Source organism: Rathayibacter sp. VKM Ac-2835, assembly GCF_013266705.1.
In the GTDB taxonomy this organism is placed as follows: Bacteria; Actinomycetota; Actinomycetes; order Actinomycetales; family Microbacteriaceae; genus Rathayibacter.
In genome coordinates this window covers 320,310-345,408 of the sequence record NZ_JABSNQ010000001.1, presented here as the reverse complement: position 1 = coordinate 345,408, position 25,099 = coordinate 320,310, and the positions used below count along the sequence as shown (strand labels likewise).

The window sequence follows — 25,099 nt, the reverse complement described above, 5'->3', positions numbered from 1 at the left end:
TGTCGCGTGCACAAGTGGCATCTCGCGGAGTGCGGGCGCGCGTGCACACGACGAGGGTCAGCTCAGGATGTTGACGGCTCGGGAGATGACCAGGGCCAGCAGGACGAAGCCGGTGAAGCCCTCGAGGGCCATCAGGAGCTTGACCCGGCTGGAGAGCGGCATGGTGTCGGTGGGGCTGAACGCCATGGTGTTCGTCGTCGAGACGTAGAGGTAGTCGACGAAGCCCGGGCGCCAGTCGGCCTTCTCGGAGGAGCCGACCGCCACCTCGGCGACCGTGTCGCCGAAGGTGTCCTGGGGGAAGGCGAAGTCGGCGGGCGGCAGCTGCGAGCGCTCGAGCGTGCCGCGCGAGACGGGGCCGCCGCGGTCGAGCTCCCAGAAGATCAGCGCGTAGGCGACGACGTTGGTCACCCAGACCTGCAGAGCCGTGAGCAGGAGCAGCGGGCCGTCGGCGGACCCGTCGACGAGGTCGACCACGACCCGGACGACGTTGACCTGGTTCGCCGCGGCGAGGACGACCGCGAGGGTGATCGAGACTCCGCGCGACCAGCGGGTCTCGGTGTCGAAGCGGCGCGGGTTCACGACGAAGAGCGGGATCAGCAGCGCGAGCGTCAGGACCGCTGCGGCGATCCGGACGACCGAGGTGCTGGAGTCGTGCCCGACGAGGTTGAGCGCCACAGCGACGAGGATCGCGGCGGAGGCCGGCCAGCGGCTCTCGGCCCGGCGCCTCGCGCGCCCGTCGTCCGTGTCCGCCATGCGCCGAGAGTAGCGCTGCGAGCCGTGTCGTAGGATCGATCCGATCGTCCGCGGCCCGGCCGCGACGGGGGCCTTTAGCTCAGTTGGTAGAGCGCCACGTTTACACCGTGGATGTCATCGGTTCGAGCCCGGTAGGGCCCACCGAATCGACCTGTGATCAGCGTCATCGGGCTCAGGGCCACGAGTGGGAGCGCCCTCCGGACCTTCCTGCCGCGCTCTTCTCGTCGCACGCCCTCCGAGGCGTGTGCGGTCGCGTCGTGCCGGCCGCGGGCCCGACCAGACCGGTATGGTAGGCGCGTCGGCCTATCGGAAGGCATCGCTCATGCGGCTCATGCACGTCGTCGATCGTGCTGTGGAGGGTGACGGCGCCTACGGCCGTCTCGCCGCGCATCTTGCGGAGTGGCTGAATGATCCCCTGGTCCGCCTCGCACCTCTGGACCTCGCAACGAACGGAATGCGCGAGCTCGCTGCTGCGAGGACACCCGGCGGTGACCACCCTCGCCACGGAGACTGGGAGGTGAGCGAGGCAGGAGGAGACCGTGCGCTCAAGCTCGTCGTCTCTCAGGCCGTGGGCACGGGCCTCGAATCGTCCACCCGCGTCACGGTGAGCAGCATCAGCGGCGCTGTCCGTCTCCGAGTCGGGATCGGACGTGAGACGACGAATCAGCGTCTTGTCCCCGTCGGTACGACGGACATCTCTCAACCCGGCGCACTTCGCTTGCTCGATCAGGATGAGAATCTCACTCTCCGCGCGCGCGGCCGGCTCGTGAACCGGCGCTGCATCCCCGTGAAGACGGCGGCAGAAGCCGACGCCGTCGTCGACATCCTCACCAGTGAGGACCGCCTGCCCCTAGCTCTCGTCCATGCTCGCTCCACCGAACATCGCGAGGGGACTCTCGAGAAAGCTGCTGGGGCTCGTCCGGACAGTGACGGTGAATGTCGAGACTGCGCGGATCATCGGAGAGGCGCACGCGGACGCGCGCGTTCCCTTCGGTGGGCTCGCCATCACATGGCCCGGCCTGGAGGCGGCCTCTCCGACCGTCTCGGCGGAGCGATCGAACGCACGGGGCGCGGCTGAGGTGTGCCGCGATCTCACTCAGCGTCCAGGTGCTCCTGCTGCTCTCGGAGGGGGAGCGGACACGTCCTGGAGGCGAGTGCGGTCCGCAGCGGAGAAGGTGCGCCTGGTCGAGCTCTCCGATCAGGAGCGGCGTGCGCGCCGAGGCGGCGACGAAGACGGTGAGATCTCAGCACTCAAGCAACAGGTCGAAGCGCTCGAAGCCACGACAGCGGAACTGGAGACCATCGGCGAAGACGCACTCCGACAAGCTGACATCAGTGCGCGTGCTGCGCGCCAGCTCGAGGCAGAGCGCGACCAGGCTCGCGAGGAAGCAGAGATGTGGCAGAACTGTTATCGCGAACTGTCCGCCGGGAGATCGGTCCTCTCACCGGAGCCGGAGAATGCGTGGACCGCCGTTCCGAGGCTCGTGGCGAGGTCGAATCCCGACGCGACCTTCCTCGCGATCATGGATGCCGCCTCCGAGCACATCGTCTTCACCGATCGAGCTCGGAAGTCGTGGGAGGACATCGATTACCCCGATCCCGACGACATGACGGAGAAGCTCATCGCGCTCGCGCGGGCCGCCGTCGTCCTCTACGACGGCGAAGAGAAGAGCATTCCGCGACTGGATGATTGGCTGAAGGAGAACTTTGCGATCACTGTTGCACTCACGGACCAGACCATCACGAGATGGAGAAGGAAGGAGATGCGCTGGTTGAATCAGTTCGAGCACGAAGGCGCGACTCTGAACGCCACACCTCATGTCAAGGTCCGCGACGCAGTGAAGTTCAATGAGTGCGGACGTATCCATTTCGCCCTGGAGGCGGCCAAGGGACGGCTCGTCGTCCACCACGTCGGCGTCAAGACGTACGAGTGACGTTGCAGGGACCCTGGGTCAGCGGGACTGGCGGCGCTTGTAGGGCTTGGGCTGGCCCTTGACGACGGGGGCGCGGCCGGTGCCCTTCGAGGCCTTGGCCTTGCCGCCCGACTTGGGCGCCTCCTCCGGCTCGTCGCCGAGGGCGGCGAGCTCCTCGCGGGCCGAGGCGAGGCGCTGGCGGCCGGCGGCGGTGAGGGTCGTGGCGGCGGCACCGGGCTCGAAGAGCGGGCGGCCGAGGTCGAGCTCGACGGCGGCGACGGAGGAGTCGAGCTTCTTGCGGGAGATGCCGAGCTTCTCGGCGGCGCGCACGAAGTGGAGCTCCTCGGCGACGGCCACGAAGTGACGCAGCTGGCTGATCTTCATGAGGAACCTTTCGCGGCCGCTCGCTGCGACCGCCTCCACCCTAGGCGGACGCCGGGCTCGAGCGGACCGGCGCCGGCCTCACGCGGACGGCGTCAGCCGCTGGTCGCCGACCACTCCGAGCAGCCGCAGCGCCTCGGCGGAGGCGGGGGAGCCGGGGCGCGGCGTGAGCACCAGCAGCACCTGCGCCTGGTTCTCGGTGAAGAGCGCCTGGCAGTCGGCGTCGATCTCGCCGACCTCGGGGTGCCGCAGGGTCTTGTGGTCCTCGAAGCGGGCCGTGACCTCCTGCAGCTCCCAGTAGCGGCGGAACTCCTCGCTCCGGCCGAGCAGCGACGCGATGATCTGCGCGGCCAGCGGGTCGGCGTCGGGCGCGGCGGCGGCGAAGCGCAGCTGGGCGGTCTGCATCCGGCCCTGGTGCTCGTGCTCGCGCTCGGGGTAGCTCCGGCGGGCCTCGTCGGGGTGGGCGAACCAGCGGTGGATGCCGCTGCGGTCGAGGCCGGTCCAGCTCGAGTCGTCGCCGAACAGGGCGCGGGCGAGCCGGTTCTGCACGAGGGTCTCGGCGAGCTCCGTGATCACCAAGGCCGGGGTGTCGTCGAGGCGGTCGAGCACGCGGAGCAGCCCGGGGGAGACGTGCTCGTCGCGCCGGTGCCGAGCGGGCGGGGTCTGCCCGGCGAGCCGGAAGAGGTGGTCGCGCTCGTCGAGGTCCAGGCGCAGCCCGCGGGCGATCGCGGTGAGCATCTGATCGGACGGCTGCGGGCCGCGCTGCTGCTCGAGGCGGGACCAGTAGTCCGACGACATGCCGACGGCGGCGGCGATCTCCTCCCGGCGCAGGCCCGCGGTCCGGCGCCGCGCTCCGGGCGGCATCCCGACGTCGGACGGCTGCAGCCGCTCGCGTCGGCCACGGAGGAACTCGGCGAGCGCAGATCTGTCCATGCGCTCATCCTGCCGCTCCGCGCGCGTGGCGGACCAGGGAGCGCCGGTCCCTGGATCGTCCAGCCCTTCCGGCCCGCGTCGCGCCGGGAGACGGTGGAGTCCGGCCGGGCAGGACAGCCCGGGCAGACGAAGGAGACGACATGAAGACCACGGGCAGCACCATCCTGATCACCGGCGCGACCTCGGGCATCGGCCGCGGGCTCGCCGAGCGCTTCCTCGACGCGGGGAGCACGGTGATCCTGGGCGGACGCCGGCGCGAGCTGCTGGACGAGTTCACCGCGGCGCACCCCGGCTCGCACTCGGTCGTGATCGACGTCACCGACCCGGAGTCGATCGCCGCCGCGGTCGAGACGGTCACCCGGGAGCACCCCGCCCTCGACGTCGTCGTCACGATGGCGGGCATCATGCTGCCGGAGGATCTGCAGGACTCCGGGCACCTCGACACCGCTGCGGCGATCGTCGAGACGAATCTCCTGGGGACGATCCGCACGCTGACCGCCTTCACGCCCTGGATCTCCGCCAAGGAGGACGGGGTGCTGATGACGGTGTCCTCGGGCCTCGCGTTCGTGCCGCTGCCGGCGACGCCCACCTACAGCGCGACGAAGGCCGCCGTGCACTCGTACACGCAGAGCCTGCGGGCGCAACTCGCCTCGACGCCGGTCCAGGTGATCGAGCTGGTCCCGCCGGCCGTGCAGACGACGCTGATGGGGCAGCAGGACGACCCGAGCGCGATGCCTCTGGACGAGTTCCTCGACGAGACGATGCGGATCCTCGCGACGCAGCCCGAGGTCGAGGAGGTGCTCGTGGACCGCGTGCGCTTCCTCCGCGACGCCGAGGCCGAGGGGCGCCACGCCGACGTGCTGGCGCTGCTCAGCAGCCGGCACTGAGGCGGGATCGGGATCTCGCCGACGCCCGGCCGCCGTTCAGCGACTGTTCGCCGTCAGGCGTTGCGCTGGAGCGCTCTCACGCCTACCCTCACGGGCGTGGTCGGAACCCGAAGCCGCCCGCAGAGGAGGCCGATGTGGGCGCGCTCGTCTACAGCGGTGTCGCCTCGATCGACGGCTACACCGTCGACGAGACCGGGGATTTCAGCTGGGCCACGCCCCGCCCCGAGGTGCACCGCTTCATCAACGAGACCGAGATCGGAGTGGGCACGTACCTCTACGGCCACCGGATCTACGAGACCATGCGCGGCTGGGATGCGGGCTACGAGCTCGCCGAGCAGTTCGCGTTCATCAACGACTTCCAGGAGATGTGGCGGGCCGCGGACAAGGTCGTCTACTCGACGACGCTGCCCGAGGTCCGCACCCGGCGCACCCGGCTCGAGCGGTCGTTCGATCCGGCGGCCGTCGCGGCGGAGGCGCGCTCCAAGCCGCACGACGTCTCCGTCGGCGGCGCGACCCTCGGGGCGCAGGCGCTCCTCGCCGGCGTCGTCGACGAGATCCGCTGGTACGTCGCGCCGCTCGCGGTCGGCGGCGGGACGCCGTTCCTGCCCGGCGGCTTCCGGAGCCGTCTGGAGCTCCGGCAGCAGCGGAGCTTCGCGGACGGGACGGTCTTCCTCCGCTACGGCGTGAAGCCCTGAGGAGGAGCGACGCGGGCGCCGGTCAGGCGCCGGCGGGCCCGCCCGCGCCGACCAGCGCCGCGAGGCGTGCCGCGATCCGCGCGCCCTGCGCCCGTCCCGCCCGGGCGGCGGCGGGGCGGACCTCGGGGTCGAGCGAGTTCGGGCCGAACGCGGCGATCGACGCCTCGTCCGCGTAGACGACCTCCACCCGCGAGCCGGACAGGGCGTCGAGCTCGGCGGTGGGCAGCGTGCCGACGCCGGGGGAGCCGATGCCGGACATCGGCGTGATGACGACGACCCAGTCGGCACCCGCGGCGAGGTCGGCGTTGCTGCCGGAGCGCACGCCGCCGTCCATGAAGCGGACGCCGCCGATGCTGACCGGCGGCCAGACCCCGGGCACCGCGCAGCTGGCGGCGATGGCGTCGACCAGGCCGACGCCGCTCGTGCGGTCGAAGACCTCGAGCGCGCCGGTGGCGGTGTCGATCGCGGTGATGAGGAGGCGCTGCTCGGGCCAGTCGGCGTCGGCGACCCGCGCGGCGATGACGTCGCGGCGGGACTCCTCGGACAGGGTCGCGGTCTCGAGGGCGAGCGCGCCGATCCGGCGCCGGGCGTCCTCGGGCGAGGTCGCGCCCTCGATCGCGGCCGCGTACATCGCCTGCAGGCGCTCGACGTCGACGACGGCGCCGATCTCGGCGGACTCCTCGCGCAGCTGGGACGCGTACGCCTCGTCGAGGCCGACGGAGGTGCTCAGCTGCGAGGCGACCGCGGAGCCGGCCGAGGTGCCGATCAGGGTCGTGGAGGGGTCGAGGAGGAGGCGGGCCGCCTCGGGCGAGGCGTCGCTGAGGCCGCGGACGATGCCGAGCTCCCAGGCGATTCCGGCGAGGCCGCCTCCGGCGAGGACGAGGGCTCCGGGCATGGGTGGTCCTTTCGATGTGCGGTGAGGGGCGCTGCCAGCGTGGCCCCCGATGCTGGGAGGCGCCGGCCAGGGGACGGAGTCAGGCCCGGGCGGCGGCGAGCGCGTCGGCGGCCAGTCGCGTCGAGGTGTCCCGGTCGCGGAGCCAGAGCGATACCGAGTGGACCCGCAGTCCCGTGCCGTCGAGGGCGCCGACCGCCGCCGCGTCCTCCTCGCCGACCAGCCAGGCGTCGAGCAGTCCGCCGGCCGAGCGGGCGCCGTAGTGCCGCCCCACCGCCTCGGCCGACGTCTCGACACCGATCGCGGGGAGGCAGTGATCGGCCATGCCGCGCACCACCGCGCCGCCGATGACCGGCGAGACGCCCACGACCGGAGCCGAGGTGGTCCGCACGGCCTCCGCGATCCCGGGCACGCCGAGGATCGTGCCGATCGACACCACGGGGTTCGACGGGGCGATCAGGACGGCGTCGGTGTCGGCGATCGCCTCGAGCACGCCCGGGGCGGGGCGCGCCTCCTCGACGCCCTGCTGGACGAAGCGGCGGGCGGGCACCGAGGCGCGCAGCCGCACCCACCACTCCTCGAAGTGCAGCAGCCGGACGCCCTCGCCGGGCAGGTCGACCTCGACGTGGGTCTCGACGTCGGAGTCGGACATCGGCAGCAGGCGGACGCCGAGCGGCCAGCGCGCGGTGATCCGCTCGGTCGCCTCGGACAGGGTGAGCCCGTCTCGGAGCATCGAGGTGCGAGCGAGATGGGTGCCGATGTCGAGGTCGCCGAGGGTGAACCAGGGCCAGCCGACGCCGAACGCGGTGAGCTCGGCCGAGACGCGCTCGCTCTCGCCGGCCCGGCCCCAGCCGCGCTCGGTGTCGTTGACGCCGGCGAGCGCGTAGGTGAGGGAGTCGAGGTCGGGGCAGACCTTGAGGCCGGTCAGCCACATGTCGTCGCCGGTGTTGGCGACGACCGTGATCTCGGAGGGTCCGCCGCCGGCCGCCTCGAGATCGCGGAGGTGCTCGCGCACCGCGGAGGTGAAACGGGCGCCGCCGACGCCGCCGGCCAGGATCGTGATGCGCATCCCTCGACGCTACCGCGGACGGCGTCCGCCGCGGATTCCGAAGGGGCCGAGGCCTTAATGCCGCGGATCCGTGCCGGAAACACCCGGGAAACGTCGGAGGACGACGATGAACCCCTGTCCGGCGAACGGGCGGAGGCGGTCATTGCCTTCGGTCCTCGCGCGGACCACAGTGAGACCACGGCCCCTCGGCCCCGCCTCCCGCTCCGCGGGGATCCCGGCGGAGCCTCGACCGGGCCGACCGAAGCATGGAGGTACCGATGACCATCGTCCGCGCAGCGATCACCCAGACCACGTGGACCGGCGACAAGGAGTCGATGCTCGACAAGCACGAGCAGTTCGCCCGCGACGCCGCCGCCCAGGGAGCGCAGATCGTCTGCTTCCAGGAGCTGTTCTACGGCCCGTACTTCGGCATCACCGAGGACAAGAAGTACTACCGCTACGCCGAGCCGGCCGACGGCCCCATCGTGCAGCGCTTCGCCGCGCTGGCGAAGGAGCTCGGCACGGTGATGATCCTGCCGATCTACGAGGAGGACATCACCGGCGTCTACTACAACACCGCCGTGGTCGTCGACGCCGACGGCACGATCCTCGGCAAGTACCGCAAGCACCACATCCCGCACCTCGACCGCTTCTGGGAGAAGTTCTACTTCCGCCCCGGCAACCTGGGCTACCCGGTCTTCGACACCGCCGTCGGCAAGGTCGGGGTCTACATCTGCTACGACCGGCACTTCCCGGAGGGCTGGCGCGAGCTGGGACTGAACGGTGCGCACCTGGTGTTCAACCCGAACGCGACGAAGCCCGGTCTCTCGAACCGCCTGTGGGAGGTGGAGGGCCCGTGCGCCGCCGTGGCGAACGGCTACTTCGTGCTCCAGCCCAACCGGGTCGGCCGCGAGGACAACGAGTACGGCGAGCTGGCCGTCGACTTCTACGGCACGAGCCAGGTGATCGACCCGCGCGGGAACTTCGTCGGCGAGCGCGGCTCGGGCGACAGCGAGGAGATCCTGATCCGCGATCTCGACCTCGACATGGTGCAGCAGATGCGCGACGACTGGCAGTTCTACCGGGACCGCCGTCCGGACTCGTACACGAGCATCCCCAAGCCCTGACCGCCGGCCCGCCGCACCGCCCGATCCACCGAGGAGCATCGATGAAGACCCTCATCACGAACGGCACGGTCGTCAACGCGACCGGCACCGCTACCGCCGACGTCCTGATCGACGGCGAGACCATCGCCGCGGTCCTCGCGCCCGGCTCGACGCTGCTGGGCTTCGACCTCGCGGCGAACGTCGACCGCGTGATCGACGCGGGCGGCAAGTACGTCATCCCGGGCGGGATCGACGCTCACACGCACATGGAGATGCCCTTCGGCGGCACGTTCGCCTCGGACACGTTCGAGACCGGTACCCGGGCCGCGGCCTGGGGCGGGACGACGTCGATCGTCGACTTCGTGGTGCAGTACCCCGGCGAGAGCGTCGTCGACCGCTACCAGGCGTGGCAGGAGAAGGCGGCCGGGAACTGCGCGATCGACTACGGCTTCCACCAGATCCTCTCCGATGTGCAGGACTCGTCCCTGGTGGCGATGGACGAGCTGATGGCCGAGGGCGTGACCAGCTTCAAGCTGTTCATGGCCTACAAGGGCGTGTTCCTCTCGGACGACGGGCAGATCCTCCGGGCGTTCCAGAAGGGCGCCTCGAACGGAGCGATGATGATGATGCACGCCGAGAACGGCGCGATCATCGACGAGCTGGTGAAGCAGTCGCTCGCCGCCGGCAACACCTCGCCGTACTTCCACGGGACCTCGCGGCCGTGGCAGGCGGAGGAGGAGGCGACGCACCGGGCGATCATGATCGCCGATCTCACCGGCGCGCCGCTCTACGTGGTGCACGTGTCGGCGAAGCAGGCGGTCGAGCAGATCGCGCAGGCCCGCGACCGCGGGATGAACGTCTTCGGCGAGACCTGCCCGCAGTACCTCTACCTCTCGCTCGAGGAGCAGCTCGGTGCACCGGGCTTCGAGGGCGCGAAGTGGGTGTGCTCGACGCCGCTGCGCTCCAAGGCGGAGGGGCACCAGCACCACATGTGGCAGTCGCTGCGCACCAACGACATCCAGATGGTCTCCACCGACCACTGCCCGTTCTGCATGAAGGGCCAGAAGGACATGGGCGTCGGCGACTTCTCGAAGATCCCGAACGGCATCGGCTCGGTCGAGCACCGGATGGACCTGATCTACCAGGGCGTCGTGTCCGGGCAGATCTCGCTGCCGCGCTGGGTCGAGCTGACCTCGACGACTCCGGCGCGGATGTTCGGGATGTACGGGAAGAAGGGCGTCATCCAGCCCGGCGCCGACGGCGACGTCGTCGTCTACGACCCGAACGGGCACACCTCGATCGGCATCGGCGAGGGCCGCAGCCACCACATGAACATGGACTACTCCGCCTGGGAGGGCTTCGAGATCGACGGCCACGTCGACACGGTCATCTCCCGCGGCAAGGTCGTCGTCGACGACGGCTCGTACATCGGCTCGGCAGGCGACGGGAAGTACATCAAGCGGGGCTTGTCCCAGTACCTGATCTGAGTGCGGAGCATCGCTCCGCGCCCCGATCAGGAAAGGCGGCCAGCCCCGCGACCTCCGTCGCGGCCGCTCGGAAGACCACGCAACGCAACGGCGACCCTCAATGGGTCGCATGAGTACTCCGTCAGCACTAGCGCTCACGCTCGACCAGAAGGAAGCACCATGGACTTCGGAGTCGTCCTCCAGACCAACCCGCCCGCCTCGCGCACCGTCGCACTCGCCGTCCTCGCCGAGACCTACGGCTTCGACTACGCGTGGACGTTCGACTCGCACCTGCTCTGGCAGGAGCCGTACGTCATCTACTCGCAGATCCTCGAGAAGACCCACCGGATCACCGTCGGCCCGATGGTCACCAACCCGGCGACCCGCGACTGGACCGTGATCGCCTCGCTGCACGCGACGCTCAACGAGATGTACGGCAACCGCACCGTCTGCGGCATCGGCCGCGGCGACTCCGCCGTCCGCGTCACCGGCGGCGCTCCCACGACGCTGAAGACGCTGCGGGAGTCGATCCACGTCATCCGCGAGCTCGCCAACAGCCGCTCGGTCGAGTACAACGGCTCGACCCTGCAGTTCCCGTGGAGCCGCGGCTCCTCGCTGGAGATGTGGGTCGCCGCCTACGGGCCGCTCGCGCTCAAGCTGGCGGGGGAGACGGGCGACGGGTTCATCCTGCAGCTCGCCGACCTCGACATCGCGCGCTGGATGATCCAGACGGTGAAGGACGCGGCGGCGAACGTCGGCCGTGACCCGGAGTCTCTGCAGTTCTGCGTCGCGGCGCCGATGTACATCGGGACCGACCGCGCGCACATGTACGACCAGTGCCGCTGGTTCGGCGGGATGGTCGGCAACCACGTCGCCGACATCGTCGGCCGCTACGGGACGAGCGGCGCGGTGCCGCAGGCGCTGACCGACTACATCGCCGGGCGCGAGGGCTACGACTACAACGAGCACGGACGCGCCGGCAACTCGCACACCGCGTTCGTGCCCGACGAGATCGTCGAGCGCTTCTGCGTCCTCGGCACCGCCGCCGAGCACATCGCGAAGCTGACGGCGCTCGCCGAGATCGGCGTCACGCAGTTCGCCGGCTACCTCCAGCACGACAACAAGGAGGAGACGCTGCGCGTGTACGGCGAGCGCGTCATCCCGGCCCTCGGCCCGCACATCGTGGCCAAGGCATGAGGTCGCCGGCCGCGACGCGCGGGGTCCTGCTCGGCGCGGCCGGGCTGCTCCTGCTCGCGGTGCTCTGGGAGGCCTACAAGGCCCTCGGGCCGGAGACCGGCGTCGTCGTCGGCGGGGTCACCGTGCTCCCGCGCACCAGCGCCATCGCGATGCCGCACCTGTGGGAGATCGCGGGCCGGCTCCTGGAGCCGGTGACCGGCGCCCGCAACGCGCCGGTGCTCTGGCTCGCGGTGCTGCAGGCCAGCGCCTTCTCGCTGGGGGTCGCGGCCGTCGGCTGGGTCGTCGGCGTGGTGGTCGGTCTCCTGCTCGCCGTGCTGATGCAGCGCTTCCGCACGGCCGAGTCCGCCGTGCTGCCGTGGATCGTGCTGAGCCAGACGGTGCCGCTGATCGCGATCGCACCGCTGGTGCGCCGCTGGGGCTCGCAGCTCGAGCTCGGCGCGTTCACCTGGGAGAACTGGATGTCGGTGGCGCTGATCGCCTCCTACCTCGCCTTCTTCCCGGTCTCGATCGGCGCGCTGCGCGGTCTGAACGCGCCGTCGGCGCACCAGGTCGAGCTGATGCGCGTCTACGGCGTGGGCTGGTGGAAGACACTGCTGCGGCTGCGGCTGCCCGCGAGCGTTCCCTACCTGCTGCCGGCGCTCCGGCTCGGCGCCGTCAGCGCCGTGATCGGCACCGTCGTCGCCGAGGTCTCGATCGGCCTGCGCGGCGGCATCGGCCGCATGATCATCGAGTTCGCCTCCTCCGCCGGAGGAGACCCCGCCAAGCCCTGGGCGCCGATCCTGGGCGCGGTGCTGGTGGGCCTCGCGGCCGCCGGCGCCGTGGGCCTGATCGGCACCGCCCTCCGTCCGTTCCGCAGAGGGGAGCAGCCCGCATGAGCGCTGCCGAACCGGCCGTCGTCGTCGACTCCGTCACGAAGACGTTCACCACGAAGAAGAGCACGAGCGTCACCGCGCTCGACACCGTCTCGCTTGAGATCGCCGCGGGGGAGTTCGTCTCGCTGATCGGACCCTCCGGCTGCGGCAAGTCGACGCTCCTGCGTCTGATCGCCGACCTCGACGAGCCGACCTCCGGCACGATCTCGGTCTTCGGCAAGACGGCTCGGCGCGCCCGGCTCGACCAGGAGTACGGCATCGCCTTCCAGCAGGCGGGGCTGCTGCCCTGGCGCAGCATCCGCTCGAACATCGCGCTGCCGCTCGAGCTGCACGGCGTCGGCACTGCCGCGCGCCGATCGCGCGTCGACGAGCTGCTCGCGCTCGTGGGGCTCGGCGACTTCGCCGACTCCTACCCGGACCAGCTCTCCGGCGGGATGCAGCAGCGGGTGGCCATTGCGCGCGCCCTCGCCGAGAGCCCTCGGCTGCTGCTGATGGACGAGCCCTTCGGCGCCCTCGACGAGATGACGCGCGAGCGGATGCAGACCGAGCTGCTGCGCATCCGGAGCGAGACGGGGGCCGCCGTGGTCTTCGTGACGCACTCGATCCCGGAGGCGGTGTTCCTCTCCGACCGCGTCGTGGTGATGTCGCCGCGGCCCGGGCGGATCCGCGACGTGCTCCGGATCGCGCTGCCCGACTCCTCCGAGCGCGAGGCCGGCGTCCGCGAGGACGCGGCGTTCTTCGCCGACGTCGGGGCCGTCCGCGAGCTGCTGCACGGCGACGCCGCCGCCGTGCCGCGCGGGGTGGAGAACCGGTGAGCAGTCCCGCGCTCGCCCGGGCGGTCGTCGCCCCGCTCGTGCTCGGCGTCGCGGCGCTGCTGCTCTGGCAGGTCGGCGTCACCGCGCTCGACGTGCAGCCCTTCGTGCTGCCCTCGCCGCTCGCGATCGGGGCGGAGTTCGCGCAGAACGCCGGCTCGGTCCTGGCCGGGAGCCGGGTGACCGGCGGGAACGCCCTGATCGGGCTGATCGCCGGGGCCGTGCTCGCGGTGCTCGTCGCCGCGGTGTCGGCACTGGTGCGCGTCTTCGACGGGCTGACGGCGGCGATCGTCGCGGCCGCGGCCGTCGTGCCGATCGTGGCGCTCGCTCCGGTGCTCTACACGATGTTCGGCGCCAACGTCGAGACGGCCCGGCAGCTCGTGGCGGCGCTCGCGGTCTTCGTGCCGGTGTACGTCAACACGCTGCGCGGGCTGCGCCAGGCGGCGCCCGTCCATCGCGATCTGATGCGCGCCTACGCCGCCTCGCCGTGGCAGACGGCGCGGACGATCACGCTGCCCGGGGCGGTGCCGTTCTTCTTCACGGGGCTGCGGATCGCCTCCTCGCTCGCCGTGATCTCGGCGCTGGTCGCCGAGTACTTCGGCGGGCCGATCGGCGGGCTCGGCAAGTCGATCACCTCGGCGGCGTCGGGCAGCGACTACGCGCTCGCCTACGCCTACGTGCTCGGGGCCGTGCTGGTCGGTCTCGTCTTCTACTGCGTCACCGCGGGCCTCGAGGCGCTCGCGCTGCGGCGCAGCCATGCGCGCTGAGACGCGCCCTTCCACTCCCGCCGGCTCGCGTCGGCGGGTACTCCGGCACCACCCGAACGCACCACCTGCACCACCGCACTCGCATCACCTGCACTCGCTCCATCCGCTCCACCGCTCCATCCGCACCACGGCACTGACGGCCCGCCCGGGCCGCATCCCGCACCGCACCGCACCAGGAGGAACAGTGAACAGACGCACGCGCATCGCGATGACGACCACGGCGGGGCTCGCCGCCGTCGGACTCGCGCTCACCGGCTGCAGCGCATCCAGTGACACCGGCTCCGGAGCCTCGGGCGACTCGGGGGATCTCACCCCGGTCACCCTGCAGCTCCAGTGGGTCGCCCAGGCCCAGTTCGCCGGCTACTACGCCGCCGTCGACCAGGGCTACTACGAGGACGAGGGCCTCGATGTGACCATCGCCGAGGGCGGCGGCGACATCGTCCCGCAGGATGTCCTCGCCTCGGGAGACGCCGACTACGCGATCTCCTGGGTCCCGAAGGTCCTCGGCTCGATCGAGAACGGCGCGAACATCACCGACGTCGCGCAGATCTTCGAGCGCAGCGCCACCACGCAGATCTCGTTCAAGGACAAGGGCATCACCTCGCCGGCCGACCTCGCCGGCAAGCAGGTCGGCAGCTGGGGCTACGGCAACGAGTGGGAGCTCTTCGCCGGCATGCAGAAGGACGGGGTCGCGCTCAGCGACATCTCGCTCGTGCAGCAGCTCTTCGACATGAACGGCTTCCTCGCGGGCGACATCGACGCCGCGCAGGCGATGACCTACAACGAGTACGCGCAGGTCCTCGAGACCGTGAATCCGGACACGGGCGAGCTGTACACGCCGGACGACCTCAACGTGATCAGCTGGAACGACGTCGGCACCGCGATGCTGCAGGACGCGATCTGGGCCGACGCGGACAGGCTCTCGAGCGACGACGCCTACGCCGAGCAGACCGTCGCCTTCGTCAAGGCGTCGATCAAGGGCTGGATCTACGCGAAGGACAACCCGCAGGAGGCGGCGGACATCGTCACCGCGGCCGGCTCCACCCTCGGCACCAGCCACCAGCTCTGGATGACCAACGAGGTCAACAAGCTGATCTGGCCGTCGACCGACGGCGTCGGCATGATCGACGAGGCCGCCTGGGACCAGACGGTCGAGATCGCCAAGACGACGGAGAACGAGACCGGCGCGACCATCATCAGCGAGGACCCGCCGGAGACCGCCTACTCGAACGAGTACGTCGAGAAGGCGCTCGCCGAGCTCGCGGACGAGGGCGTCGACACCAGCGGTGCCGACTACGAGCCGATCGAGGTGACTCTGCAGGAGGGCGGCGCCTGACGCGTCTCCGTCATTCCTCAAAAGTTGCGGTAGTCGCTCCCGACTACCGCAACTTTTGCGTACGCGCCCGCAACTTCTGAGGAGTGAGGGCGTGGGGCGAGCGCGGGATCCGCCGGACCTCCGCCCGGGCGTGGCGCGGGGGACTAGGCTCGATCCTCGTGACTGCTTTCAAGAAGACGCCGTTCACCGTGAACGTGCGCGACATCGTGAACCGCCCGGGGGAGATGCGCGAGCACCGTCTCGACCTCGAGGCGCCCGAGGCCTTCGGCGAGGGCATCGTCGCCGTCCGCCAGGGCGCGCCGCTCGATCTCGACGTCCGGATCGAGTCGGTGCACGAGGGCATCCTGGCCAGCGTCCAGGTCTCCGCGGAGGCCGTCGGCGAGTGCAGCCGCTGCCTGACCGACATCTCCCTGCCTGTCGATGTCGAGTTCCAGGAACTTTTCGCGTACTCTTCTGACGAAGCTTTCGACTATGAGGTTCACGACGACCACGTGGATCTTGAACCTCTGGTCAGGGATGCGGTGGTGCTGTCGCTGCCGTTCCAGCCGGTGTGCCGGCCGGATTGTCCGGGCCTCGACCCTGTCACGGGGGAGCGGCTGGCCGAGTCCTCCGTGTCCGAGCCCGAGGCTCCGCGCGACTCCAGGTGGGCCGCGCTCGCCGGGTTGGGCGAGTCGGGGACCGGTGGGGCCGCTGCGCCCGGAGCTTCCGCAGACAGTGGTGCCGGCGCCGAGCCGCGCACCGAGACCGACCCGAACCAGTACTGATCAGCCCCGCCTGATCCGACCGAGCTAGAGAAGAGAGAATCATGGCTGTTCCCAAGAGGAAGAAGTCCCGCGCGAACACCCACGCTCGTCGTTCGCAGTGGAAGGCGGAGGTCCCGCCCCTGGTGAAGACCGTCGAGAACGGCAAGACCGTCTACAGCCTCCCGCACCGCGCCAAGGTCGTCGAGGACTCCGCGGGCACCGCGCTGTTCCTCGAGTACAAGGGCCGCAAGGTCGCGAACGTCTGATCCAGTCCCTTCGGCTCCGCGTCGCCCCGCGACACGAGCCGTGCGGTCCATGGTGAACCAGACCCCCGCAACACCCTCCAGCGACGACCGGTCGCGTCTGGAGGCCACGCTCGGCGTGAGCCTCGACGGTGAGCTCTTCGAGCTCGCCCTGACGCACCGGTCGTTCGCTTTCGAGCACGGCGGCATCCCGCACAACGAGCGCCTCGAGTTCCTCGGCGACTCGATCCTCGGGCAGGCCGTGACCGTGATGCTCTACACCGAGTACCCCGCGCTGAGCGAGGGCGACCTGGCGAAGCGCCGGGCGAGCCTCGTCTCGACCGTCGCGCTCGCCGAGATCGCCCGCGGCATCGGGCTCGGTGAGCACCTCCGCCTCGGTCGCGGCGAGGAGCTGACCGGCGGCCGCGACAAGTCGTCGATCCTCGCGGACACCGTCGAGGCGATCATCGGCGCGGTCTACCTCGGCACCGGGCCGGACGCCGCGCGCGACCTCGTGCTGCGGCTCATCGCTCCGCTGACCGCGGATCCGCTGCGCTTCGGCGTCTCGATGGACCCGAAGACGAGCCTGCAGGAGACGGCGGCCGAGCGCGGCGCACCCGCGCCCCGCTACGAGATCGCGGCGACCGGGCCGGACCACAGCAAGGTCTTCGTCGCCACCGTCATCGTCGGCGGGCTCGTTACCGCTCGCGGCGAGGGGACCAGCAAGAAGGCGGCCGAGATGGCCGCCGCGCTCGACGCGTGGACGCGGCTGTCCGCGACGGCTCCCGGTGAGCCGGTGGCGCCGGCGGCGCCCGCCGCGTCGATCGAGGACTGACCGTGCCCGAGCTGCCCGAGGTCGAGGTGGTGCGGGCCGGGCTCGCTCCCGCGGTCACCGGCTCGCTCGTCACGAGCGTCGAGATCGTCGACGAGCGCTCGCTCAAGCGCCACGTGCATCCGCTCGGCTCCTTCGAGGGGCTGCTGGTCGGGCGACGGCTCCGTGGCGCGGTGCGGCGCGGCAAGTTCCTCTGGCTGCCGGCGGGGCGCGACGAGGCGCTGCTCGTGCACCTCGGGATGAGCGGGCAGGTGCTGCTGCGGACGGCCGACGCGGCGCTCGCGAGGCTGACCCGGATCCGGATCGGCATCGAGCATCCCGAACACGGGGAGCTGGCCCTGCACTTCGTCGACCAGCGCATCTTCGGCTCGATGGCGATCGACTCGCTCGCCCCGACCGCGGACGGCGCGCCCGGTGGCTACGCCGGCGACGACGCCGTCGACGGCGACTGGCTGCGGGCCGTGCCCTCGCAGGTCGCGCACATCGCCCGCGATCCGCTCGATGCGTTCTTCGATCTCTCCGCGGTCCTCGCCGTGCTGGCGCGCCGCAACAGCGGCATCAAGCGCTCCCTGCTCGATCAGACGCTGGTCAGCGGGATCGGCAACATCTACGCGGACGAATCGCTGTGGGCGGCGGAGCTGCACCCGGAGACGCCGAGCTCGTCGCTGACCGAGCCGCGGATCCGGCGCCTCTTCGCCGAGGTGCGCTCGGTGCTCGAGCGGGCGCTGGCCGAGGGCGGCACCAGCTTCGACGCCCAGTACGTCAACGTGAACGGCGCCTCCGGCTACTTCTCGCACAGCCTGAACGCCTACGGGCAGACCGGCAAGCCGTGCCCGCGCTGCGGCGAGCCCATCGTCCGCGTGCCGTTCATGAACCGCTCGTCGCACCTCTGCCCGCACTGCCAGCGGGCGCCGCGCTGAGGGGCACTGAGGCTACTCCGATTTTCTTCGAATTGGTGCCGACTCGTCTTGCGTTCTGATGCTCCACTTCCGATAAAATCGGCCTGCTGGCGCTCCATCGTAGATCGGCGGCGACCCCCGTGAAGGTAACACAGACGCGACGGAGCCTCCCTTGAACATAACGGAACTGATAAGCAGCGTCTGCGCTGCACTCGGCTTCGAGGATGCCAAGCCGCTTGCGCAGGGCGGGCAAAAGATTGTTCTGGTAGGAACGTTGAGCGGCGCGCCTGCGGTAGCCAAAGTAGTACCGATCATTCCGGGCCCGAACGGCGACATCACCTTGAACCGGGCGCATCGTGAGGTTGAGCTGCTCTCCGCAGTCGAGTCGGATAGGGTTGTGAAAGTTTTGACCGACGCTGTGGAGGTTGGCGAGCCAACTGAAGCTATTTGCTGGGCTGAGCAGCTGCTCGACGGCAAGGATCTTCAACAGTGTTTTGCTGAGCGTTGGATTGAGGCTGAGGTTTGGTCATTGATCAGTGATATAGCCGAGGCTTTGGCTGCGTGCCATGAGCTTGAGGTTGTGCACCGCGACTTGTCTGCAGGTAATGTCCGAAAAACCAGTGATGGTAGGTTCGTCCTGATGGACCCTGGGCTAGCGCGGCACCTCGCGAAGACTGCAATCACGGGTGGCTTCCAGCCCGGAACTCCAGGATGGCGTTCGCCTGAACATGTTTTTGGGGGCGAGCCTGTGCCGGCGAGTGATATTTTCTCGTTGGGCATTTTGGCTTACTATGCTCTCACAGGAAAATTTCCAATTGATCCAAACGTAACGCAGCAGCAGTACGACATCGCCCTCACTGAAGAGCAAGCGCCGCCGATTGCCACTGTCGTTTCAGGGCTCTCAACAGATCTTTGCGAAGTTATTGACACTTGCCTTGATAGGCAGCCGGCGAGGCGTTATCTTGACGGTGCTGAGCTAGTCAAAGCCATTAAGAGCTTTAGGGGTGAGCGATGAGCGGTGTCCTGCTTCATGATGGACGTCGGATCGGCCACAAGAAATGGTGTATCGATGCCATAAGTCAAGGCCGCGCTGATGGCGTGATCATTACGCCGTTTTCGACACCGAGGGTCGCAGTGCCGCGACATCCGAGCGCCACCGATATGGTATCTGCGATTGGCGAAGTGTCGGGTGAGGTCCTGTTCGACCCAATGACGCATGCGGCGCTACTTCCGACGTCAAATAAGTGGGATTTCTACGATACCTGGGAACTATGGGGGCCGGGTGGCCGTAGCCTTGCAGGTCCTGCTCTTCAGCTTGCACACGTTGAAAAGGTCTTTGATCGCCAACGCCAGCTCGGAGCCCAGTTACTCGCGCCGACCTTGCAGCTAGATTCGCCTCTGACGAGCGATGCGCATACGGCGCGTGATTTAGCCCGCGTCGCACAGGGCCTTGAGCGTATGAGCGGGCAATCGTTGGTCGGTACTCGCTCTTTCTGGGCATCAGGCGCGCACCTCGATGCTTACGTTGGTACTCTCGCGGCGTTGCGTGCACCGCTCTGGGTGATAACCGTCGCCAATGATGTCGTGCTAGATCACGTGCCTGACCTTGAGAATACGCTTGCTTATGCAGGCCTATGTCGAACCGTTCATTCATTGTCCCTTCGCTCCCGGGTCGTGATCGCTTACAGTGACTTCTCGGGCTTACCAGGCGTAGCGGCAGGCGCGGACACTGTCGGAAGTGGTTGGGACCGAGCTCAAAGAACATTCGATCCTCTAGCCTTCCGAGTCGATTCAGATCCTGGTATTCGAATCCCGGCTTCCTACGTAACCCAGGGAGGGCTCTTGTCTATCCTGCGGCGCGACACCGCAGATGCCATAGAGCGATGGAATCCGGTTGAGGCGCTGCGCATTCGAGGCGCTGTGATGCCGCCGAGTGACCAGAGTCAGCGATTGCATCATCTAACGCAACTCCGGGCAGCGGTTTATGCGGTCGACGGCTTCGGTCGTGATCGAGGGGGTCGAGTTGACGCTCTTCGTGAACGGTACAGAGTTGCGCAAGTTGACTACGATCGTCTTATAACGGATTTGAGCCCGGTGATTCGCGAAGTTGATAAGACTGCTTGGGTCGTCAACCAGTCGACTGTTTTGGAGGCGTACGCATCGGCGGAGGGCTTATAGCAAGGTTATCTGCTGCACAAATCGCTCTGAAGCGGCTAGACGTAAACCAGGGTTAGGCTTTCCAATGCGAGGGCGGATGATCCACCTGCTTTTTGCTGCCAGGCCCAGGCCGAGCGTCGCGCAGCGAGACTTGGCATCCGCAAGATTTCGTGGTTCATTAAGTAGGACGACTGCGGCCGCGTCGCACCAAGTGGAATAACGAAGTGCTTGGCTGATTCCCTGGCGCCAGTTACTTACTTTCGCTTCTAGTGCGTAGGAGCGACCGACCGGACCCAGCCCTCTGGCCCGGCGGAATCCAGAACCGATTTGTTCGACATGGCCTTGTTGTGTAAGTGCTCGGAGTCTTCTCGTCAATTGAGACTCACTCATGCCTAATCTAGACGCCACATGCGGCATCGTTCGAGTCTGATTGGGGGACAGGGCTGCGACAATTGAACACTCTGTCTCGTTAATCAAGAAGGGCAGGCCGAGGCTGATTCGCTCTTGAACAGGATTCTGCCACGCAATCATTGCAACGGCGTCGGCGACGCCTCGACTCCCGGAGAATTCGCTGACCACGGCGAGGCCTTGATTCGCGTGAGGCAGGCGCATTGAAAGCGTCACCAAATCATCGTCGAGAAGTTTCTCCGCAATCGGCTCAAACCGACGCCCTGGTCGCCTAGGCCCAAGGAACAAACGGGGCGGATGCGAAGCTGGCACTTGCCAGGCGGTCGCAGCCGTGTGGGCAAACGACATGACGCAAGTCTACCCAGAGCGTCGTCCGATGTCGGCGCCTCGCCGCGATGCGTCGTTCCTCGTCGAGTCTGCATCGATCTGTGATTCTGGTAGCGCCTGCGGCTGGCGGCTTCAGCCGTCCCTAGTGCCCGATTTCGGTCCGTGAGTTGCTTGCGGCGCTGGTCGGTTCTCGCTGCCTTGCGAGCTTTTGGGTTTGCGGAGGCCGCAGTTTGCCGGATCGAGGACGGGACGGGTGTCGACGCCTAAAAGGTCAACTAGAACACTCCTGCAGCTACGACGCGTACAGCCGTAGCGTTGAGGTCAGACGCGCAAGCCGTACCCGCGTTGCGGCCAGCCGGCCGAGCGGGTGCCGATCGTCTGGGAGCCGTTCATGAACCGCTCGTCGCTCCTCTGCCCGCACTGCCAGCGGCCGCCGCGCTGAGCGTCGCGACCTATGGTTCGGTCGGCGCTCCCTCCGACGGAGGAGCCGCTGCAGAACATCAGCTGAGGTGGCAGGTCATCGCTGAGGGGCGATGAGCAGGACTCCTGACTGATGTTCTGCGTCGGCCCGCTCCGTTGGACGGGCGGGGCCGGGTCAGGCGGCGGCCTTCTCCTCCGCGGGGACGGCGTGCTTGACGTGGGCGACGAGGTGGCCGAGGAGCGAGGCGATCAGGGTGATCGCGGCGGCGATGGCGAGGCCGAGCCAGAGGCCGACGTTCAGGGCCAGGGCGCCGACTCCGGCGCCGGCGGCGATCAGGACGACGGCGGTGACGCGGCGGAACCAGGGCTGGCCCTTGCCGCCGCCGAGGCGGGAGTCGGCGGCGAGGCCGGTGATGGTCGAGGTGACGACGACGGTGGTGACGTCCTTGACCGCGATGTGGCGGGCGGTCGCGGCCTGGAGGCCCATCGCCAGGCCGAGCACGCCGGTGACGGTCAGGGCGAGCGGCTCCGGGTGCTCGGGGACGACGCCGAGGACGACGGCGAGCACGGCCATCAGCAGGCCGACGACGGTGAAGAGCCAGGACGAGCGGGTGGTCCAGCCGACCTTGACGGGGCGCAGGACGCGGCCGCCGACCGCGGCGCCGAGCATGAAGCCGGCGAGGGCGATGATCGGGCCGACGATGGGGAGGTCGTCGGCACCGGCGAGCGCCATGCCGAGGATGACCACGTTGCCGGTCATGTTGCCGGTGAAGACCCGGTCGAGGCCGAGGTAGCCGACGGCGTCGATGATGCCGGTCGAGAAGGTCAGGGCGAGCATGAGGCCGAGGTGGACGTTGTCGGTGCGCGTGCGCAGGCGTCGGAACACGGGGGTCCTGTCGTCGGAGGTGGTGCCGCGAGATGCCACTTGTGACCACCTCCACCGGCGTGTCGCGCGCACAAGTGGCATCTCGCGGGAGGGGAGAGGGGGAGGTGCGGGGCCGATCCTGCCATGGATGCGGCCGCGCGCTGGGACACGAGGGCGCAACACGGCGCCGCTACTGTCGGACGGAGCGCGGGGCGGACCTGCGCGGAGAGGCGGCCATGGTGCAGGACGTGCAGAATCGGGACGCGCAGGAGCGGCCGGCGCAGGAGCAGCCGGCGGGGTGGGCGGTCCAGCCCGGCGAGGGACTCCCCGAGGGGATCGAGTACCTTCCGGCGGGCTCCGGGTCGGTGCTGTGGGGGCGGCTGCCCTGCGCGAGCGATCGGGCGGTGCTCACCGTCGACTCAGGAGCTGAGGTCGTCATCGACACGCTGAGCCACGAGGGGGTCCTGGAGGACCAGGGCCGCGATCCCGTCGCGTTCTTCGGCGCGCACGGCGTCGCTGCTGACGGCGTGCTGCGCGACGCCGTCGAGCTGGCTGCCGGCGGCCCCTTCCGCGACACCGCCGTCGACGGGCCGCACGTGGTGACCGGCCCGATCGCAGTGCGCGGGGCGATGCCCGGCGATCTGCTGCGGATGACGCTGCTCGAGGCCGAGCCGCGCGTCCCGTACGGCGTGATCTCGAACCGGCACGGGCGCGGTGCCCTGCCGGGGGAGTACCCGCTGGCCGCGGGTCCGTTCAGCGCCTTCGCCCGGGTGGAGGCGGGCGAGGACGGGATCCGCCGGGGCGTGCTGCCGCTGACGCCCGGGGGTGAGCGCTCGGCGCGCTTCGAGCTGCACCCGTTCCTCGGGATCATGGGCGTCGCGGTGGCCGGCGACGAGCGACCGCACTCGGTGCCTCCGGGCGCGCACGGCGGCAACATCGACATCTCGCTGCTGACGGCCGGCACGAGCGTCTATCTGCCGGTGCAGGTGCCGGAGGCGCTCGCCTACGTCGGCGATCCGCACTTCGCCCAGGGCGACGGCGAGGTCGCGCTGACCGCGATGGAGGCGAGCCTGCGGGTGCGGGTGCGCTTCGAGGTGATCCCGCGGGCGGAGGCGCTCGCCGCGTTCGGCGAGATCGCCGGGCCGCTCGGCGAGACGGCCGAGTTCCTGGTGCCGACCGGGATGGACGAGGATCTCGACGTCGCGGTGCAGAACTGCGTGCGCGCGGCGATCGCGCTGCTCCAGGCCCGCTACGGGATGGACGCGAGCCTCGCCTACGCGTACCTCAGTGCCGCGACGGACTTCAACATCTCGCAGGTCGTCGACCTGGTGAAGGGCGTGCACGCCCGCGTGCGGACGGCGGACTTCGATGAGTGAGCCGCACGTCGGCGAGCCGCGCGTCACGACGCTGGAGGGGGAGCTGCCCGACGGGCTCGTCGACGCGGTGCTCGCCTACGAGGCCGCGCTGTCGACCGACGACGTTCCGGCGCTCGCCGACGCCTTCGTCCGCGAGCCGACGACCCTGCGGGGCGACGCCTCCGGGCTGCTCGTGGGGCACGAGGCGATCACCGGGTTCCGCGGGCGGCGGGGCGGGACGCCTGCGCGGGCGCTCGCCGAGCTGCACGTGCGGGCCCTCGGGGCGGACGACGCGCTGGTCGTGACGGTGAACCTGCCGTCGAAGGGCGGACGCGGGCTCGTCACGCAGCTGTGGACGCGCGACTCCGGAGTGTGGCGGGTGCGCGCGGCGCAGGTGCAGGCCCCGGTGCCGGCCCTCGACGTGCGCGTCTGGCGGGCGATCGGGGCTCCGCTCGTCCCCGCCTCGGCGTCGGGGCCGCTCGACGGGCTGGACGTGGCGGTGAAGGACCTCTTCGCGCTCGAGGGGCAGCGGATCGGCGCCGGGATCCCCGCGCGGCTGGCGGAGGCCTCCGTGGAGCGGGAGACCGCGCCCGCTGTCGCGATGCTGCTGGACGCGGGAGCCTCCGTCCGCGGGATCGCGCAGACCGACGAGTTCGCGTACAGCATCGCCGGGCGCAATTCCGGCTACGGGACGCCGCCGAACCCGGCGGTGCCGGGGGCGATCCCCGGCGGCTCCTCGAGCGGACCCGCCACCGCGGTCTCCCTCGGGCAGGCGTCGATCGGGCTGGCGACGGACACGGCGGGGTCGATCCGCGTGCCCGCGTCCTACCAGGGGCTCTGGGGGCTGCGGACGACGCACGGCGCGGTGCCGGTCGAGGGGCTGCTGCCGCTCGCGCCGAGCTTCGACACGGTGGGGTGGCTGACGCGGGACCTCGAGACGCTGCGGCGGGTGGCGCGCATCGCGCTGACCGCGCCCACGGGATCGCCGGCGAACGGGTTCGTCGTCGCCGACGCGCTGCTCGAGCGGGTCGACGCACCGGTCGCGGCCGCGTTCTCGGCGGCCGTCGACGGACTCGGGGCCGAGCGGATCGAGCTGCCGCCGGTGGCGGAGATGGTCGAGGCGTTCCGGACGGTGCAGGCCGCGGAGGCGTGGGCGTCGGACGGTGACTGGGTCACGGCGCATCCGGGCGTGCTGGCACCGGACGTGCAGGGCCGGTTCGACGCGGCGGCGCGGATCGACGCGGAGACCGAGGCGGCGGCGCGGGAGCGGGTCGCGGGGTTCCGCGAGCGGCTCGACGCGGCGCTCGGCGGACGGGTGCTGCTGCTGCCGTCGGCGTCGTCGGTCGCGCCGGCGCTCGACGCGTCGGCCGAGGTCATCGACGCGGCGCGGACGGCGACGCTCGGGCTGACCTGCCTCGCGGGGATCGGCGGGTACCCGGCGCTGTCGGTGCCGCGGCTGAGCGTCGACGGGCGGCCGGTGGGGCTGTGCCTGGTCGGGCCGCGCGGGGCGGATCTGGCGCTGCTGGAGCTGGCGGCGGAAGTGCTGAGGTAGGCGGGTCTCACGGAGCAGAGCACCGTGTCGATGGTGGGCCCCTGCGGGGCTGCTCGACCAGCGAAGGCTGCGGGCGGCTCTTCCCGGTGTCTCTTCCGGCGCCGAAACATGGGCGAAACGTCTGTTGCAGTACGCTCGGGAGTTGAAACAGGTTTTTCTCTGCCCGTCCGACTGCGAAGAAGGTGGCTCCCATTCCGACCGCGCCCGCGATCTCGACGTTCCTCCCCATCGACCCGCCGCC

The 25,099-nt window shown here is 69.8% G+C and carries 24 protein-coding genes and 1 tRNA gene; 19 read left to right on the top strand and 6 right to left on the bottom strand.

Annotated features, from left to right (window positions below):
- Nucleotides 1-57 precede the first annotated feature (57 nt).
- Nucleotides 58-753, bottom strand: coding sequence for a hypothetical protein (locus HRK28_RS01620; RefSeq protein ID WP_160088806.1), 696 nt, complete (start codon nt 751-753; stop codon nt 58-60).
- Between the two features lie 68 nt (nt 754-821).
- Between HRK28_RS01620 and HRK28_RS01615 the strand changes: the two genes are divergently transcribed.
- Together HRK28_RS01615 and HRK28_RS01610 are read left to right on the top strand one after the other, a co-directional pair.
- Nucleotides 822-894, top strand: a tRNA-Val gene (locus HRK28_RS01615).
- Between the two features lie 722 nt (nt 895-1,616).
- Complete coding sequence (locus HRK28_RS01610; protein ID WP_173250229.1) at nt 1,617-2,687, top strand: hypothetical protein; 1,071 nt, start codon at nt 1,617-1,619, stop codon at nt 2,685-2,687.
- 18 nt (nt 2,688-2,705) lie between these two features.
- On the opposite strand, the gene HRK28_RS01605 is transcribed toward HRK28_RS01610, so the two are convergent.
- A complete protein-coding gene (locus HRK28_RS01605) occupies nt 2,706-3,050 on the bottom strand; it encodes a LysR family transcriptional regulator (RefSeq protein WP_160088810.1) in 345 nt (114 codons plus the stop codon).
- Between the two features lie 78 nt (nt 3,051-3,128).
- Nucleotides 3,129-3,980 (bottom strand): helix-turn-helix transcriptional regulator, encoded by an 852-nt coding sequence (locus HRK28_RS01600; protein ID WP_173250228.1) that lies wholly within the window; start codon nt 3,978-3,980, stop codon nt 3,129-3,131.
- A gap of 140 nt (nt 3,981-4,120) precedes the next feature.
- Between HRK28_RS01600 and HRK28_RS01595 the strand changes: the two genes are divergently transcribed.
- Both HRK28_RS01595 and HRK28_RS01590 read left to right on the top strand, forming a co-directional pair.
- Nucleotides 4,121-4,867, top strand: coding sequence for an SDR family oxidoreductase (locus HRK28_RS01595; protein WP_160088814.1), 747 nt, complete (start codon nt 4,121-4,123; stop codon nt 4,865-4,867).
- 134 nt (nt 4,868-5,001) lie between these two features.
- Nucleotides 5,002-5,562 (top strand): dihydrofolate reductase family protein, encoded by a 561-nt coding sequence (locus tag HRK28_RS01590; protein ID WP_173250227.1) that lies wholly within the window; start codon nt 5,002-5,004, stop codon nt 5,560-5,562.
- Nucleotides 5,563-5,584: 22 nt separating this feature from the next.
- Here the strand turns inward: HRK28_RS01590 and HRK28_RS01585 are convergent, their stop codons facing one another.
- Together HRK28_RS01585 and cofD are read right to left on the bottom strand one after the other, a co-directional pair.
- On the bottom strand, nt 5,585-6,457 hold the full coding sequence (locus HRK28_RS01585) for a patatin-like phospholipase family protein (RefSeq protein WP_173250226.1): 873 nt from the start codon (nt 6,455-6,457) through the stop codon (nt 5,585-5,587).
- Nucleotides 6,458-6,536: 79 nt separating this feature from the next.
- On the bottom strand, nt 6,537-7,523 hold the full coding sequence (cofD, locus tag HRK28_RS01580; protein ID WP_173250225.1) for a 2-phospho-L-lactate transferase: 987 nt from the start codon (nt 7,521-7,523) through the stop codon (nt 6,537-6,539).
- Between the two features lie 257 nt (nt 7,524-7,780).
- On the opposite strand from cofD, the gene HRK28_RS01575 reads away from it, so the two are divergent.
- From HRK28_RS01575 to HRK28_RS01515, 13 genes are all read left to right on the top strand, one after another.
- Entirely contained in the window at nt 7,781-8,629 is an 849-nt protein-coding gene (locus tag HRK28_RS01575) for a nitrilase-related carbon-nitrogen hydrolase (RefSeq protein WP_159985162.1), read from the top strand.
- 41 nt (nt 8,630-8,670) lie between these two features.
- Complete coding sequence (hydA, locus tag HRK28_RS01570; RefSeq protein ID WP_173250224.1) at nt 8,671-10,095, top strand: dihydropyrimidinase; 1,425 nt, start codon at nt 8,671-8,673, stop codon at nt 10,093-10,095.
- Between the two features lie 159 nt (nt 10,096-10,254).
- A complete protein-coding gene (locus HRK28_RS01565; RefSeq protein ID WP_173250223.1) occupies nt 10,255-11,271 on the top strand; it encodes a TIGR03842 family LLM class F420-dependent oxidoreductase in 1,017 nt (338 codons plus the stop codon).
- A complete protein-coding gene (locus tag HRK28_RS01560; protein ID WP_173250222.1) occupies nt 11,268-12,146 on the top strand; it encodes an ABC transporter permease in 879 nt (292 codons plus the stop codon). The genes HRK28_RS01565 and HRK28_RS01560 overlap by 4 nt, the downstream gene beginning before the upstream one ends.
- The gene (locus HRK28_RS01555) at nt 12,143-12,958 is read left to right on the top strand and encodes an ABC transporter ATP-binding protein (protein ID WP_160088826.1); all 816 of its coding nucleotides are present in this window, start codon (nt 12,143-12,145) and stop codon (nt 12,956-12,958) included. The genes HRK28_RS01560 and HRK28_RS01555 overlap by 4 nt, the downstream gene beginning before the upstream one ends.
- Nucleotides 12,955-13,722: an ABC transporter permease gene (locus HRK28_RS01550; protein ID WP_160088828.1), complete on the top strand. Its 768-nt coding sequence runs from the start codon at nt 12,955-12,957 to the stop codon at nt 13,720-13,722. Before HRK28_RS01555 ends, HRK28_RS01550 begins: the two co-directional genes overlap by 4 nt.
- Before the next feature lie 208 nt (nt 13,723-13,930).
- A complete protein-coding gene (locus HRK28_RS01545) occupies nt 13,931-15,058 on the top strand; it encodes an ABC transporter substrate-binding protein (protein ID WP_160091295.1) in 1,128 nt (375 codons plus the stop codon).
- Nucleotides 15,059-15,282: 224 nt separating this feature from the next.
- On the top strand, nt 15,283-15,822 hold the full coding sequence (locus HRK28_RS01540; protein WP_160091296.1) for a DUF177 domain-containing protein: 540 nt from the start codon (nt 15,283-15,285) through the stop codon (nt 15,820-15,822).
- 41 nt (nt 15,823-15,863) lie between these two features.
- Nucleotides 15,864-16,067 (top strand): 50S ribosomal protein L32, encoded by a 204-nt coding sequence (gene rpmF, locus HRK28_RS01535; protein WP_123445680.1) that lies wholly within the window; start codon nt 15,864-15,866, stop codon nt 16,065-16,067.
- Between the two features lie 49 nt (nt 16,068-16,116).
- Nucleotides 16,117-16,878, top strand: coding sequence for a ribonuclease III (gene rnc / locus HRK28_RS01530; RefSeq protein WP_173250221.1), 762 nt, complete (start codon nt 16,117-16,119; stop codon nt 16,876-16,878).
- A gap of 2 nt (nt 16,879-16,880) precedes the next feature.
- Nucleotides 16,881-17,795, top strand: coding sequence for a bifunctional DNA-formamidopyrimidine glycosylase/DNA-(apurinic or apyrimidinic site) lyase (gene mutM / locus HRK28_RS01525; protein WP_173250220.1), 915 nt, complete (start codon nt 16,881-16,883; stop codon nt 17,793-17,795).
- Nucleotides 17,796-17,946: 151 nt separating this feature from the next.
- Entirely contained in the window at nt 17,947-18,789 is an 843-nt protein-coding gene (locus HRK28_RS01520; RefSeq protein WP_173250219.1) for a serine/threonine-protein kinase, read from the top strand.
- Nucleotides 18,786-19,952 carry a hypothetical protein gene (locus tag HRK28_RS01515; RefSeq protein ID WP_173250218.1) on the top strand — a complete coding sequence of 389 codons (1,167 nt, stop codon included), beginning with the start codon at nt 18,786-18,788 and terminating at the stop codon, nt 19,950-19,952. The genes HRK28_RS01520 and HRK28_RS01515 overlap by 4 nt, the downstream gene beginning before the upstream one ends.
- 1,309 nt (nt 19,953-21,261) lie before the next feature.
- Here the strand turns inward: HRK28_RS01515 and HRK28_RS01510 are convergent.
- Nucleotides 21,262-21,972, bottom strand: a complete 711-nt coding sequence (locus HRK28_RS01510) for a YoaK family protein (RefSeq protein WP_367948318.1) — start codon at nt 21,970-21,972, stop codon at nt 21,262-21,264.
- 215 nt (nt 21,973-22,187) lie between these two features.
- On the opposite strand from HRK28_RS01510, the gene HRK28_RS01505 reads away from it, so the two are divergent.
- Together HRK28_RS01505 and HRK28_RS01500 are read left to right on the top strand one after the other, a co-directional pair.
- The gene (locus tag HRK28_RS01505; protein ID WP_173250216.1) at nt 22,188-23,327 is read left to right on the top strand and encodes an acetamidase/formamidase family protein; all 1,140 of its coding nucleotides are present in this window, start codon (nt 22,188-22,190) and stop codon (nt 23,325-23,327) included.
- Nucleotides 23,320-24,858 carry an AtzH-like domain-containing protein gene (locus HRK28_RS01500; protein WP_173250215.1) on the top strand — a complete coding sequence of 513 codons (1,539 nt, stop codon included), beginning with the start codon at nt 23,320-23,322 and terminating at the stop codon, nt 24,856-24,858. The genes HRK28_RS01505 and HRK28_RS01500 overlap by 8 nt, the downstream gene beginning before the upstream one ends.
- Nucleotides 24,859-25,099: the final 241 nt, after the last annotated feature.